Source organism: Vibrio sp. 2132-1, assembly GCF_033344315.1.
Genome location: NZ_JAWPON010000017.1, coordinates 1 through 13,976 on the forward strand (window position 1 = coordinate 1; position 13,976 = coordinate 13,976).

General features: G+C 45.2%; 14 protein-coding genes and 1 tRNA gene. 8 read left to right on the plus strand and 7 right to left on the minus strand.

The window, feature by feature from the left end:
• Positions 1–2 precede the first annotated feature (2 nt).
• The 6 genes from R8N47_RS17995 to lolB all read right to left on the minus strand — a co-directional run bounded on the left by R8N47_RS17995 (position 3) and on the right by lolB (position 4,683).
• A tRNA-Met gene (locus tag R8N47_RS17995) sits at positions 3–76 on the minus strand.
• 283 nt (positions 77–359) lie between these two features.
• Positions 360–1,451, minus strand: coding sequence for a redox-regulated ATPase YchF (ychF, locus tag R8N47_RS18000; protein WP_005393178.1), 1,092 nt, complete (start codon positions 1,449–1,451; stop codon positions 360–362).
• Positions 1,452–1,461: 10 nt separating this feature from the next.
• Positions 1,462–2,052 carry an aminoacyl-tRNA hydrolase gene (pth, locus tag R8N47_RS18005; protein WP_005384112.1) on the minus strand — a complete coding sequence of 197 codons (591 nt, stop codon included), beginning with the start codon at positions 2,050–2,052 and terminating at the stop codon, positions 1,462–1,464.
• 151 nt (positions 2,053–2,203) lie between these two features.
• On the minus strand, positions 2,204–3,148 hold the full coding sequence (locus R8N47_RS18010) for a ribose-phosphate pyrophosphokinase (protein WP_005393176.1): 945 nt from the start codon (positions 3,146–3,148) through the stop codon (positions 2,204–2,206).
• Between the two features lie 27 nt (positions 3,149–3,175).
• Positions 3,176–4,048 carry a 4-(cytidine 5'-diphospho)-2-C-methyl-D-erythritol kinase gene (gene ispE, locus R8N47_RS18015; protein ID WP_021034139.1) on the minus strand — a complete coding sequence of 291 codons (873 nt, stop codon included), beginning with the start codon at positions 4,046–4,048 and terminating at the stop codon, positions 3,176–3,178.
• A complete protein-coding gene (gene lolB, locus R8N47_RS18020; RefSeq protein WP_017819988.1) occupies positions 4,045–4,683 on the minus strand; it encodes a lipoprotein insertase outer membrane protein LolB in 639 nt (212 codons plus the stop codon). The genes ispE and lolB overlap by 4 nt, the downstream gene beginning before the upstream one ends.
• Positions 4,684–4,817: 134 nt before the next feature.
• Between lolB and hemA the strand changes: the two genes are divergently transcribed.
• From hemA to ybaK, 8 genes are all read left to right on the plus strand, one after another.
• Positions 4,818–6,074, plus strand: a complete 1,257-nt coding sequence (gene hemA / locus R8N47_RS18025; protein WP_005384104.1) for a glutamyl-tRNA reductase — start codon at positions 4,818–4,820, stop codon at positions 6,072–6,074.
• Between the two features lie 29 nt (positions 6,075–6,103).
• A complete protein-coding gene (gene prfA, locus R8N47_RS18030; RefSeq protein WP_005382222.1) occupies positions 6,104–7,192 on the plus strand; it encodes a peptide chain release factor 1 in 1,089 nt (362 codons plus the stop codon).
• Between the two features lie 3 nt (positions 7,193–7,195).
• Positions 7,196–8,050: a peptide chain release factor N(5)-glutamine methyltransferase gene (gene prmC, locus R8N47_RS18035; protein WP_064353686.1), complete on the plus strand. Its 855-nt coding sequence runs from the start codon at positions 7,196–7,198 to the stop codon at positions 8,048–8,050.
• A 40-nt stretch (positions 8,051–8,090) separates the two neighbouring features.
• Complete coding sequence (locus tag R8N47_RS18040; protein WP_005382225.1) at positions 8,091–8,474, plus strand: SirB2 family protein; 384 nt, start codon at positions 8,091–8,093, stop codon at positions 8,472–8,474.
• Between the two features lie 5 nt (positions 8,475–8,479).
• On the plus strand, positions 8,480–9,289 hold the full coding sequence (locus tag R8N47_RS18045) for a SirB1 family protein (protein ID WP_005384098.1): 810 nt from the start codon (positions 8,480–8,482) through the stop codon (positions 9,287–9,289).
• 53 nt (positions 9,290–9,342) lie between these two features.
• Positions 9,343–10,194: a 3-deoxy-8-phosphooctulonate synthase gene (gene kdsA / locus R8N47_RS18050; protein ID WP_064353687.1), complete on the plus strand. Its 852-nt coding sequence runs from the start codon at positions 9,343–9,345 to the stop codon at positions 10,192–10,194.
• A 220-nt stretch (positions 10,195–10,414) separates the two neighbouring features.
• Positions 10,415–12,097 (plus strand): bifunctional UDP-sugar hydrolase/5'-nucleotidase UshA, encoded by a 1,683-nt coding sequence (ushA, locus tag R8N47_RS18055; RefSeq protein ID WP_005382230.1) that lies wholly within the window; start codon positions 10,415–10,417, stop codon positions 12,095–12,097.
• 102 nt (positions 12,098–12,199) lie between these two features.
• Complete coding sequence (gene ybaK, locus R8N47_RS18060; RefSeq protein ID WP_005384092.1) at positions 12,200–12,673, plus strand: Cys-tRNA(Pro) deacylase; 474 nt, start codon at positions 12,200–12,202, stop codon at positions 12,671–12,673.
• Positions 12,674–12,737: 64 nt separating this feature from the next.
• Here the strand turns inward: ybaK and rluF are convergent, their stop codons facing one another.
• The gene (rluF, locus tag R8N47_RS18065; RefSeq protein WP_017634839.1) at positions 12,738–13,895 is read right to left on the minus strand and encodes a 23S rRNA pseudouridine(2604) synthase RluF; all 1,158 of its coding nucleotides are present in this window, start codon (positions 13,893–13,895) and stop codon (positions 12,738–12,740) included.
• Positions 13,896–13,976: the final 81 nt, after the last annotated feature.

Consider the following 13,976-nt stretch of genomic DNA (forward strand, 5'->3'; position numbering starts at 1 on the left):
GGTGGCTACGACGGGATTCGAACCTGTGACCCCATCATTATGAGTGATGTGCTCTAACCAGCTGAGCTACGTAGCCAAAACCATATTTTTGTTCTCAACGCTTTGTTGCCTTGTCGTTGGGAACGGCGCGCATTATGCGAAGTTGAGTGAGATCCGTCAACAGTTTTTTTTAATAAATTTCGGAAAAAACCTCGTTCGCTTCCTTTTTAAACAAAGAGGCGTGTTTATGATCTAAAACTGGAAATAAATTAGCTTGCAGTTGCGTAATTTATTTTTGTTCATTTACTTAAGGTATTAAAAAAGCCAGCTTAACAGCTGGCTTTTAGTGTAAATGAAGTGTTTAGAATTCATTCATTTAATTAAACATTGAAGCGGAAGTGTACAACATCGCCATCTTTTACGATGTAGTCTTTACCTTCTAGACGCCATTTACCTGCGTCTTTTGCGCCATTTTCACCATTGAATTGGATGAAATCGTCGTAACCAACTACTTCTGCACGAATAAAGCCTTTCTCGAAGTCAGTGTGGATCTTACCTGCCGCCTGAGGCGCAGTTGCACCAACAGGGATTGTCCAAGCACGTACTTCTTTAACACCTGCTGTGAAGTAGGTGTGTAGAGTCAGTAGTTCGTAACCAGAGCGAATTACACGGTTCAGGCCCGGCTCTTCGATCCCCATATCTGCTAGGAATTCTTCGCGATCTTCATCTTCTAGTTCAGATAGTTCAGATTCGATAGCTGCACATACAGGTACAACGACATTGTTTTCTTTTTCTGCGAACTCACGAACCGCATCTAGATATGGGTTATTTTCGAAGCCATCTTCGTTTACGTTTGCAATGTACATAGTTGGCTTCAGTGTTAGGAAGTTTAGGTAGCCGATTGCTGCTAACTCTTCTTTAGATAGCTCAACTGTGCGTGCCATGCCGCCTTCAGTTAGTACTGGTAACAGTTTTTCTAGTACGGTTAGTTCAAATTTTGCGTCTTTATCGCCGCCTTTTGCCTTCTTCGCGTTACGTTGAATCGCTCGCTCACAAGAATCAAGGTCAGCCATTGCAAGTTCAAGGTTGATCACTTCGATATCTTCGATAGGTGAAACTTTACCTGAAACGTGAACAATGTTTTCGTTTTCAAAACAGCGTACAACGTGGCCAATCGCGTCTGTTTCACGGATGTTAGCTAGGAATTTGTTACCTAAACCTTCACCACGTGATGCACCAGCAACAAGACCAGCGATGTCCACGAACTCCATCGTCGTTGGAAGAACTCTCTGTGGGTTAACGATCTTAGCTAGTGCGTCTAGACGTAGATCTGGCACAGGAACCACACCAGTGTTTGGTTCAATGGTACAGAACGGGAAGTTTGCTGCTTCGATACCCGCTTTAGTTAGTGCGTTGAACAGAGTTGATTTACCTACGTTAGGTAGACCAACGATGCCACATTTAAAACCCATGATAGTAACCTTATTCAGCTTTGAACGTGTGGAGGCGATTTTGTGCTTTAGATAGGCCATCCTTAATCAGGATATCTAGACAACGAACAGCCTCATCAGCTGCTGCATCTAAAAGCTCTTGCTCTTTAGCTGGCGCTTTACCTAATACAAAACCCGCCACTTTATCTTTGTGTCCCGGATGACCAATGCCAATACGAAGACGATAAAAATCTTTGTTATTGCCCAGTTTGCTAATGGTGTCACGCAGACCGTTGTGTCCACCGTGACCCCCACCTTTTTTAAACTTAGCGACACCTGGCGGTAAGTCTAGCTCGTCATGAGCAACCATGATCTCTTCAGGTTTAATTTGATAAAATTTCGCAAGCGCTGCGATCGATTTACCTGATAGATTCATGAAGGTGGTTGGGATAAGCAAACGGAGATCCTGGCCATTGACCATAATGCGTCCTGTTAGACCAAAAAACTTTGGTTCGTTCTTCAGTGTAACGTTGTGAACGCGTGCTAATTCTTCTACAACCCAAGCGCCCGCATTGTGACGAGTTCTGGCGTATTCTGGTCCTGGATTAGCAAGACCAACAAGAAGTTTGATTTGTTGACTCAAGGTTAGGATCTCTCTGGAATCTCAAAAAGCGCAGTATGATAGCACAGAAAACTCGCGGTGGGCGACCAAGGGATTTTCTAGTTATCAGTACAAATAAAAAAACACCCCAAAGAGGGGTGCTTTTGAAATCAGTGTAACTGAAATGTTCGTATTAGTTGAACATTGCAGAGATTGACTCTTCGTTGCTGATACGACGAATCGCTTCAGCTAGCATGCGAGATAGGCTTAGTGTTGTCACTTTACCTGTTGCAGCCATCTCTTTAGACAGAGAGATAGAGTCAGTTACGATAACTTGGTCAAGAACTGAGTTCTTGATGTTATCCGCAGCGTTGCCTGAGAATACTGCGTGAGTAGCGTAAGCGAATACACGCTTAGCACCGCGCTCTTTTAGTGCTTCAGCTGCTTTACATAGTGTGCCACCTGTGTCGATCATGTCATCAACGATCACACAGTCACGACCTTCAACATCACCGATTAGGTTCATTACTTCAGAAACGTTTGCACGTGGACGACGCTTATCTACGATTGCGATGTCGATGTCGCCTAGTGCTTTTGCTGTTGCACGAGCACGAACAACGCCACCTAGGTCAGGAGATACCACTACAGGGTTATCTAGACCGCGAGCCTGCATATCTTCAAGTAGCACTGGCGTGCCGAAGATGTTGTCTACAGGTACATCGAAGAAGCCTTGAATTTGCTCTGCGTGTAGGTCGATAGTTAGAACGCGGTCAACACCAACGTTAGATAGGAAATCAGCAACAACTTTTGCAGTAATTGGCACACGCGCAGAACGTACACGACGGTCTTGGCGAGCGTAGCCGAAGTAAGGGATAACTGCAGTGATACGGCCTGCTGAAGCACGGCGCATTGCATCAATCATAACAACCAATTCCATTAGGTTGTCGTTAGTCGGTGCACAAGTGGATTGAATGATGAAAACATCGCTACCACGAACATTCTCATTGATTTGAACTGCAACTTCGCCATCAGAAAAGCGAGAAACAGATGCATCACCAAGAGAGATGTAAAGACGATCAGCAATACGTTGGGCTAGTTCAGGTGTTGCGTTACCAGCAAATAGCTTCATATCAGGCACGGTGGAAACCTCGGGTTTGCGTCCAGTTTAAATAGGTCGGTGTGAGGCTGATTGGTATTCAGCCAAAGTCTCTTTTAATGGCGAAATATTGCGCCCTTGAGCGACAAATGCCGAGACTTTATCAGAGAGTTGTGCAAGGATAGTTTCTGCTTCAGATTTGCTCGAAAATTCAGCAAAAACGCAAGATCCTGTCCCCGTCAATCTTGACGGCGCGTATTGTAGCAGCCAAGAAAGTTGCTTATCAACCTCTGGGTAGAGCATTCGTACAATTTTTTCGCAATCGTTTACGCTTGGCGTATTTAAAAGTGTTTCTAGATCTCGTTTTGGGGTGTTTCGCGTCAAATCTGGATGACAAAAAACGTCGACGGTTGCGATAGATACATTCGGTCTGACGACTAAATACCACTTTTCTTCGGGATAAGCAGGAGAGAGTTTTTCACCAACACCTTCAGCAAAAGCTGCAAATCCGCGCACAAATACGGGCACGTCTGCGCCCAGTTTTAAACCAATTTCAGCCAGTTCGTCGTCAGTTAGATTCAGTTGCCATAAGTAATTCAGTGCCACTAATGCTGTAGCTGCATTCGATGAGCCCCCACCAATGCCTCCACCCATAGGCAGCACTTTCTGTAGCTCAATATGCGCGCCAAAAGGGCAGTTTGAGTAAGTTTGAAGCGCGGTTGCTGCTTTCCAAATTAAATTGTCTTGAAGGGGCACACCTTCTATGTCTGGAGAAATCGTAATATCACCAGAATGGTTCGCTTGAATGGTGAGCTCATCGCCGTGATCGACGAATTGGAATAAGGTTTGTAACTCGTGGTAGCCATTCTCTGTACGGCCGTTGATATATAGAAAGAGATTCAATTTCGCTGGTGATGGCCAGCGTGTTGAAAGTTCAATCATTGGGTGATGTTCCATTTTGTGATCACTAGATTTATTTTGACATCAGCTGTGGTGAGTTTCAGCTTATTTGGCAGAGGGAGAGACTGTTCATGCCATTGAACGTCGCCATATCGTTGATAAGCAATACTCCAATCATTTAAACCAATTTGTTTGTTTAACGCTTGCAGTGTATTGGTTGGAGACAGTTGGAATTTGTCGGCATCGGTCGGTAGACCTAATAGCCAGTCAGGCATGTGATCGACGGGCATCATTAACCCTGTAAGACGGTAAATCAGCTGGTTAGCACTGCGAGAAGAAAGGACCTGATCGTCGTAAGTTTCTACTGTGGCGCCTTGTGGGGTGATGGTGAGCTTTAATGCCGTTTGTCCGAGAATCGTTGTTAAACGCAACTGGCTTAGTGCTGAAGAATGTTTCCAGTAGAAGTTTAAATTTTGTCTTTGGTCTGGGCCAATATAACCAAGTTTCCCCGTTGCTTGAAAATCTCGGATGGTTTCGAGTCGCTGCTCATGAGCTTGCCATTCAACGCTGGTAACACTTTCAGGAACGGACGAACAACCAGCGAGCAGTAAGCTCGACAAGAAAAAAAGAATAAAGGAGCGTAACGTCATGTTTGATGGCTTATTAATCAGTTTCATCGGGAATCGCTCACAACTATAGCATTGAAAAGTCGCACTTAGGAAAACAAATCCGGCTTACCCTTTCAATAAATGCGTGCTTACAGTAAAATTCTGGACCTATTTTATAACCTATCCCAGAGATACCACGTTAGATGTCCTTGCTTGCTATTGGAATTAATCACAATACAGCGTCTGTCGACTTGCGAGAGAAGGTGGCGTTTGGTCCGGATAAACTCGGCCCTGCACTCGAGCAACTTAGAGAGCACGAAGCGGTTAACGGCAGTGTGATTGTTTCAACCTGTAACCGAACTGAGTTGTACTGCGATGTTAAGCAAGGAGCGCGAAACAAGTTGATCGATTGGCTTGCTCAATTTCATCAAGTGAGCCGCGAAGATTTAATGCCGAGTTTGTATGTTCATGAAGAACAAGCTGCAATAAAGCATTTGATGCGCGTATCGTGCGGTCTTGACTCTCTGGTGTTGGGTGAGCCTCAAATTTTAGGGCAGGTAAAGCAAGCATTTTCTGACTCGCGAGATCATCAAGCCGTCGATGCCTCGATTGATAAACTGTTTCAAAAGACGTTCTCAGTCGCCAAACGGGTGAGAACAGAGACAGATATTGGTGGTAATGCCGTGTCCGTGGCTTATGCGGCATGTACACTGGCAAAACATATTTTTGAGTCGTTATCAGATTCAACCGTGCTTTTAGTTGGTGCGGGTGAGACGATTGAATTGGTCGCGAAGCATTTAGCGTCCAACGGTTGCACAAAAATGATTGTCGCGAACCGCACTAAAGAGCGCGCGCAAGGCTTAGCGGACCAATTTGGCGCAGAAGTGATCAGTTTGAACGAAATTCCTGAACATTTGGCGAAAGCGGATATTGTGATTAGCTCAACGGCGAGCCCATTGCCTATTATTGGCAAAGGTATGGTCGAAACGGCTCTAAAGCAGCGCCGACATCAACCTATCTTGTTAGTCGATATTGCGGTGCCGCGAGATGTAGAGTCGGAAGTCGGTGAACTGAACGACGCATATCTGTATTCTGTTGATGACTTGCAATCTATCATCGACAGCAACATTGAGCAGCGTAAAGTCGAAGCGATTCAAGCTGAAGCGATTGTTAGTGAAGAAAGCGCTGCGTTTATGACATGGTTGCGTTCACTGCAAGCCGTCGATAGTATTCGCGACTATCGCAAATCAGCCAACGAAATTCGTGAAGAGTTACTGAGCAAAAGTTTGCAATCTTTAGCGGCAGGCGCAGATCCGGAGAAAGTGCTGCGCGAGCTGAGTAATAAACTCACCAACAAACTGATTCACGCTCCAACTCGCGCATTGCAAAGTGCAGCAGAGCAAGGCGAACCAGCAAAATTAACGATTATCCGCCAAACACTTGGCTTGGATGATCTATAACTCACGCTTTTTATTAAGAAAACGACACTATGAAAGCCTCTATTCTGACTAAGCTAGAAACGCTAGTAGAACGTTACGAAGAAGTTCAACATCTTCTTGGTGATCCTGATGTAATTGGAAATCAGGACAAATTCCGTGCTCTATCAAGAGAGTACTCTCAGCTAGAAGAAGTAACCAAGTGCTTCCAAGCTTATCAACAAGCACAAGAAGATCTTGTCGCCGCTGAAGAGATGGCAAACGAAGACGACGAAGAAATGCGTGAAATGGCGCAAGAAGAAATCAAAGAAGCGAAAGCGACGATTGAGCGTCTTACTGATGAGTTACAGATTCTTCTTCTGCCAAAAGATCCGAACGATGATCGTAACTGTTTCCTAGAAATTCGTGCAGGTGCGGGTGGCGACGAAGCGGGTATCTTCGCGGGTGATCTATTCCGTATGTACAGCAAGTACGCAGAAAAGCGTGGCTGGCGCATCGAAGTCATGTCTTCAAACGAGGCAGAGCACGGTGGTTACAAAGAGATGATCGCGAAAGTAAGCGGCGACGGTGCGTACGGCGTGTTGAAATTTGAGTCAGGCGGTCACCGTGTACAGCGTGTTCCAGCAACAGAGTCTCAAGGTCGTGTGCATACTTCTGCTTGTACAGTAGCAGTAATGGCGGAAATCCCTGAAGCGGATCTGCCAGAAATCAAAGCAGCAGACCTGAAAATCGATACGTTCCGTGCATCTGGCGCGGGTGGTCAGCACGTTAACACCACGGATTCTGCAATCCGTATTACCCACTTACCAACGGGTACGGTAGTAGAGTGTCAGGATGAGCGTTCACAGCACAAGAACAAAGCGAAAGCAATGGCGGTTCTTGCTGCTCGTATCGTTCAAGCGGAAGAAGAGCGTCGTGCCGCAGAAGTGTCTGATACACGTCGTAACCTTCTAGGTTCTGGTGACCGTAGTGACCGTATTCGTACATACAACTACCCACAAGGTCGTGTGTCTGATCACCGTATCAACCTGACCATCTATCGTTTGAACGAAGTGATGGAAGGTGACCTGCAGAGCTTGATTGATCCTGTGATTCAAGAGCACCAAGCAGACCAACTTGCGGCGCTCGCAGAGAACGGCTAATCGATGAGCCAAGTTCAATCGATTGAGCAAGCACTGAAAAGTGCGACGGCGAAACTGGCAGAAGGCGGCAAAGAGTCGCCTTCTCTCGATGCAGCTGTACTCCTTTGCCATGTCCTTGGCAAACCACGAACTTATCTACTGACCTGGCCAGAAAAAGCATTAGAAGCAGAGCAACAAGCAAAATTCGACGCTCTACTTGAACGACGTTTAACTGGTGAACCCGTCGCTTATATTATTGGTGAGCGAGAGTTTTGGTCTTTACCGTTCAAAGTTTCTCCCTCTACCTTGATCCCAAGACCGGATACAGAACGTTTGGTCGAGGTTGCACTCGATAAGACCTACGAGCAAACTGGGCCTATTTTAGATCTTGGAACGGGGACGGGGGCAATTGCTATCGCACTCGCATCTGAAATGCCAAAACGTCAAGTGATGGGCGTAGATCTCAAACAAGAAGCGAAAACACTTGCAGAGTACAATGCTGAGCAGCTAAACATCAAAAATGTGACCTTTGCTCAAGGCAGTTGGTTTGAGCCTATTACAGAAGGTACGAAGTTTGCTTTAATTGTCTCCAATCCGCCGTATATTGATGAAAAAGATCCACATTTATCCCAAGGTGATGTGCGCTTTGAGCCAAAATCTGCATTAGTTGCTAAAGAGAATGGCTTAGCTGATATTCGTCATATCTCGGATCTTGCTCGTCAGTATCTTGAAGTGGGCGGTTGGCTGGCATTTGAACATGGTTATGATCAAGGTGAGGCGGTGCGTGAGATAATGCGTGGCTTTGGTTACCAACAGGTCGCTACGGAAAAAGATTATGGCGGTAACGATCGAGTAACGCTTGGTTGTCTGGCCAGTTAATCATGGAAGTCAGCAAACACTAACTAAAAAGAGAAGAAAAATGTACGTAGCTCTAAAACACATACACTTAGTGACGATCGCTCTCAGCGCGACGCTACTATCGATCCGATTCGTGTTAATGATGATGAACTCACCGAAGCGAAATAATCGCTTTTTGAAAGTGTTTCCCCACATCGTTGATACTGCATTGCTAGTGTCAGGTATCGCGCTTATTTTCATTACGGGTTTCATCCCGTTTACCGATGCCGCACCGTGGTTAACAAACAAAATCACCTGCGTACTGGCGTACATTGCGCTTGGATTCTTCTCATTGAAACTTGCGAAAAACAACCTACTGAAGATATTTGGCTTTTTCGGCGCATTAGGTTGGTTGGTCATGGCTGCAAACATTGCTGTGTCTAAGAGCCCTACGTTATTTGGATAGACGTCATGTTAGAGTTTTTTGACGAAGATTTTGACAATATACCGTTGGTGGAGGGTGCGCTTGAGCTAAACAAAGCGATTAACCCAGAAACCAAAGTACATTGGGCGAAACAAGAGTTAGAGCGTCTTTACAAAGATGCAGAAGCCACGCTTGTTCATGAAACCGATGAAGAGCAACGATTTGATGCATTCCTACGACTGTTTTTCCACGAGTGGGGGTTTAAAGGCGACGAGCAGGAATACTTTATTTCGGACAACAGCTTCATCGATAAAGTGTTGGAGCGCAGAAAAGGTATTCCTGTGAGCTTAGGTTCGATTTTGTTATACCTAGGCAAAAAGCTGGGGTTCCCGTTGAAGGGAGTTACTTTCCCTACTCAGTTCCTGTTAAAAGTCGACTGGATGCATAAGAAGCCAGACTACATCAACCCATTTAATGGTGAGTATGTAGGTGAAAGGATTCTTCAAGCTTGGCTTATTGGCCAAGAAGGACCGCTAGCTCAGCTAAAGCCTGAACATTTTGAGGAAGCTGACAACCCAACAATTATTGGTCGCTGGTTGGCGTTGATTAAAAGTGCGATGTTGCGTGAAGAGCATTATACGCTGGCATTACGTTGTACAAATCTTGCTCTAACATTTGTGCCAGATGACCCATACGAAATTCGTGACCGTGGTTTTATTTTCCAACAGCTAGAGTGCCCTCAAGTAGCGGTATCAGATTTTCAGTACTTTATTGACCAATGCCCTGACGATCCGGCTTCCGAGCTACTAAAATCACAAGTTAATGTGATGAGTGAAACGCACGTCACACTTCACTAATTTTATCGATGTGCCGAACGGTGGCGTATCGTGGACAGAAAAAGAGAATCAAAATGGAACAGAAAATCGTTAATATCGGCGACATTCAGGTTGCTAACGACAAGCCATTCACCCTATTTGCAGGTATGAACGTTCTTGAGTCTCGTGATCTTGCGATGCAGATCTGTGAGCACTACGTAAAAGTAACGGAAAAACTTGGTATTCATTACGTATTTAAGGCGTCGTTTGACAAAGCAAACCGCAGTTCTGTTCATTCATACCGCGGTCCAGGTCTGGAAGAAGGTATGAAAATCTTTCAGGAGCTGAAAGACACTTTTGGTGTAAAGATCATCACGGACGTTCACACTGAAGCGCAAGCTCAACCTGTCGCTGACGTGGTAGACGTTATTCAGCTTCCTGCATTCCTAGCTCGCCAAACTGACCTTGTTGAAGCTATGGCCAAAACAGGTGCGGTTATCAACGTGAAGAAACCTCAATTTATGAGCCCTGGTCAAGTGGGAAACATCGTTGAGAAGTTCGCAGAGTGCGGTAACGACAAGATCATCCTATGTGAGCGCGGTTCTTGCCACGGTTACGATAACCTAGTTGTAGACATGCTTGGTTTTGGTGTGATGAAAAATGCTTCGAAAGGTAGCCCAATCATCTTTGACGTAACGCACTCACTACAAATGCGTGACCCATCAGGCGCAGCATCTGGCGGCCGTCGTGAGCAGACAGTTGAGCTTGCAAAAGCGGGTCTAGCGACAGGCATCGCAGGTCTATTTATCGAAGCGCACCCAAACCCAGACCAAGCGCGTTGTGATGGCCCATCTGCACTGCCTCTAGACAAGTTAGAGCCATTCTTAGCACAAATGAAATCGCTTGATGATCTGATCAAGAGCTTTGCAGATATAGATATCAAGTAAACGCCAGATGACTGGTGGTAACAAATACTATAGCCAACCGAGTGTTGGCTATTTTTTTATCTGAAAAGCCGTGAATTCTCAAACTTGTTACTGATGAATTTGTTATTGCTAAACAATGCATCATAATTATTAAATCAATGTGTTAGGGTGCACGTGGTTTTCAAATAGATCGAATGCTTAAAATGTGCTTCAGTAATCCCAATAAGAAAAAGGTAAATAAATGAATCAGCGTCTGATGATCAAAACTGTTTTGAGTGCCGCTATCTTGGCCTCGTTAGCTGGGTGTGCTACGCAACCTGCACCAGAATGGAATGCCGATACAACCTATAAATTGACCGTGTTGCACACTAACGATCATCATGGTCGCTTTTGGCAAAATCGATACGGTGAATATGGCATGGCGGCGCGTAAAACGTTAATCGATGATTTGCGCGAAGAAATACAGGCTGAGGGGGGCAGCGTGTTACTGCTTTCTGGTGGTGACATCAACACAGGAGTACCTGAGTCTGATTTACAAGATGCCGAGCCGGATTTTAAAGGCATGAGCAAAATTGGTTACGATGCGATGGCTCTAGGTAATCATGAGTTTGATAATCCATTGGACGTGCTATTCAAGCAGCAAGAGTGGGCAAACTTTCCGATGTTGTCTGCCAATATTTACGATAAAAATACTGGCAAGCGTTTATTCCAACCATATGCGATGTTTAAAAAGCAGGGCATTAAAATTGCGGTCATTGGCCTTACAACCGAAGACACAGCGAAACTTGGCAACCCTGAATTCATTGAACAAATTGACTTCCGTGACCCAAAAGAAGAAGCCAAGAAGCTGATTGCAGAACTGAAAGAAACAGAGTATCCAGATCTGATTTTTGCTGTCACGCATATGGGACACTATGAAAATGGTAATAGAGGCATCAATGCTCCTGGCGATGTGGCGTTAGCTCGTTATTTGAATGACGGCGATCTCGACATGATCGTTGGAGGACACTCACAAGAACCTGTGTGCATGGAAGGTCCAAACGTTATCAAAAAGAACTTTAAACCAGGTGATGAATGTCAGCCCGATAAACAAAATGGTACCTTTATTGTTCAGGCACATGAGTGGGGGAAATATGTGGGACGCGCCGATTACGAGTTTCGTAATGGCGAACTCTCGATGGTGAGCTACGATCTAATCCCTGTAAACTTGAAAAAGAAAGTTAAAGTTGATGGTCAGTCGCAACGAGTCTTGATCCAAGATGAGATTAAACAAGACGAAATGATGCTTGAGTTTCTTCGTCCTTATCAAGAAAAAGGTCAGGGCAAACTAAACGTGAAGATTGCAGAATCTAACGGTAAGCTTGAGGGTGACCGCAATGTGGTTCGTTACCAGCAAACAAACTTAGGTCGATTAATTGCAACGGCTCACATGGAACGTGCGAAAGCAGATTTCGCCGTAATGAATTCTGGCGGCGTTCGCGATTCGATTGCAGCAGGTGAGATTACCTACAAAGATGTGCTGACTGTTCAGCCATTTGGCAATATGGTCTCTTACGTTGATATGACGGGCAAAGAAGTATTGGATTACCTAAATGTCGTTGCAACTAAACCTGTCGACTCTGGAGCTTACGCGCAGTTTGCCGGCATTGCGATGAGTATCAATAATGGTGAGGTAACCAATGTGTTCATTGGTAATAAGCAACTTCGCTTAGATGGTAATTACCGCTTTACCGTACCAAGCTATAATGCTGCTGGTGGAGATGGTTACCCTAAAATCGACGATCATCCAGGGTATGTAAATACAGGTTTTACCGATGCTGAGGTTTTGAAGGATTATTTAGAAACACATAGCCCTATTGATGTTAATGAGTATGCCCCTTCAGGTGAAATCACGTATTTAGTTGATACGGCGATTGATCAGTAACCCAACAGAGAAAAAGCGATTGACTCAAACTCGCTGATATCATTAACTAAAAGCGCAGATCCAATTCAATCTGCGCTTTTTGTTTTTATGAGGAGAATCTTGATGACTCCGGCCATTAATCTTGCGAAAAAGAAAAAAATTCCACACACGATTCATCAGTATGAGCATGACCCTAGAGCCGATAGTTATGGCTTGGAGGCTGCTGAAGTACTGGGGCAGGATCCGAAAACAGTATTTAAAACCTTGCTGTTCTGCTTGAACGGGGAGCCAAAGAACCTTGCGGTTGCGATTATCCCTGTTGACCAAAAGCTGAACCTAAAACTGGCGGCGAAAGCAGCGAAGGGCAAAAAGGCCGATATGGCTGATCCGGAAATCGCCCAAAAGACCACAGGTTATGTCGTTGGTGGAATTAGCCCACTAGGGCAGAAGAAAGCCTTACCTACTTTTTTGCACGAAAGCGCAGCAGAGCAAGACAAAATCTGTGTGAGTGCTGGTAAACGTGGTTTAGAAATTGAGTTAGCCCCGAGAGATTTGCTGAGCTTAACTCGTGGTCAGTTTGCACCTCTTTGTTTGTAAACTCATGACAAATAAAAAGGACGCTCATGAGCGTCCTTTTTTGATCTTGCCTGTCAGTGAAGCGTTACTTCTTCAGACTCAATGTACCACCAGTGCGTTTAGCTGGTTTGCTTGGTTTCGCGGCATTTGGGTTCATGTAATGCTGCTTAGGCTTACTCAGTGATTGAGGCTTGTTTGCTGAATGCGTATTGCTCGATGCATCTGGTTTACGGTGCGATTTACCATGCTCGCCTTGCGGTCTGCTGCGTTCACCTTGTGATTTCGCTTTGTAATGTTCTTTAGCTGGACGTCCGCCTTCATCATCACGCTGACGACGCTTTTGTTGACCTTTTTTCGAGTTTGGTGCATGACGGAATTCATCAGCATTGTTACCGCGGAAAGTTCGTGTCTTCTGGTTACGACGAGCAGTAGAATCTTGGTTTTCTTCACGGCTATCAAACAGCTTCGCGTCGGTCGCTTTACGAATGTTGCGACCTCTAGAGTCTGTTTTTGATGCTTCTTCTGTACCTACCGAGCCTTCACACATTGCTAGGATCTCTGCCACTTCTTCGTCACTTAGATAACGCCATTTCCCATTGGGAATACCATCAAGAGAGATATTCATGATGCGTACGCGACGCAGCTTGAATACTTCATAGCCCAGCGCTTCACACATGCGACGGATCTGACGGTTAAGTCCTTGAGTGAGCACAATACGGAAAGAGAATTTAGTTTCTTTCGTTACCTTACAAGGTAGGGTGACTGTGTCGAGAATCTTAACGCCACTCGACATCTGTTTGAGAAACTCGCCTGTAATTGGCTTGTCCACGCGTACGACGTACTCTTTTTCGTGGCTGTTGCCTGCGCGAAGGATTTTGTTCACGATGTCGCCATCGTTGGTCAAAAAGATCAGACCATCAGAGGGTTTGTCTAAGCGGCCGATCGGAAAGATACGTTTTTGGTGGCCGATGAAATCAACGATGTTTCCAGGGACGTCTCTCTCAGTTGTACAGGTGATGCCTGTTGGTTTATTGAGAGCGATATAAATCGGCTTCTCTTTTGCTGCCACTGGCTTACCATCCACACAAACATCATCACCAGGTAGCACTTTTGTCCCCATTTCAGGTTTGTTGCCATTAATGGTGACACGGCCTTGCTCAATCAGTCTGTCTGCTTCACGGCGTGAGCAAAACCCCGTTTCACTGATGAATTTATTTAATCGTTTAGCGTTGTCTTGTGACATTTTTGTCTCCTAACGTTTCACAACGGCGAATGAAGCTCCCTTCCTTTAAGGGGAAGGAAGAATAAGGGCGGGCATTCTAGC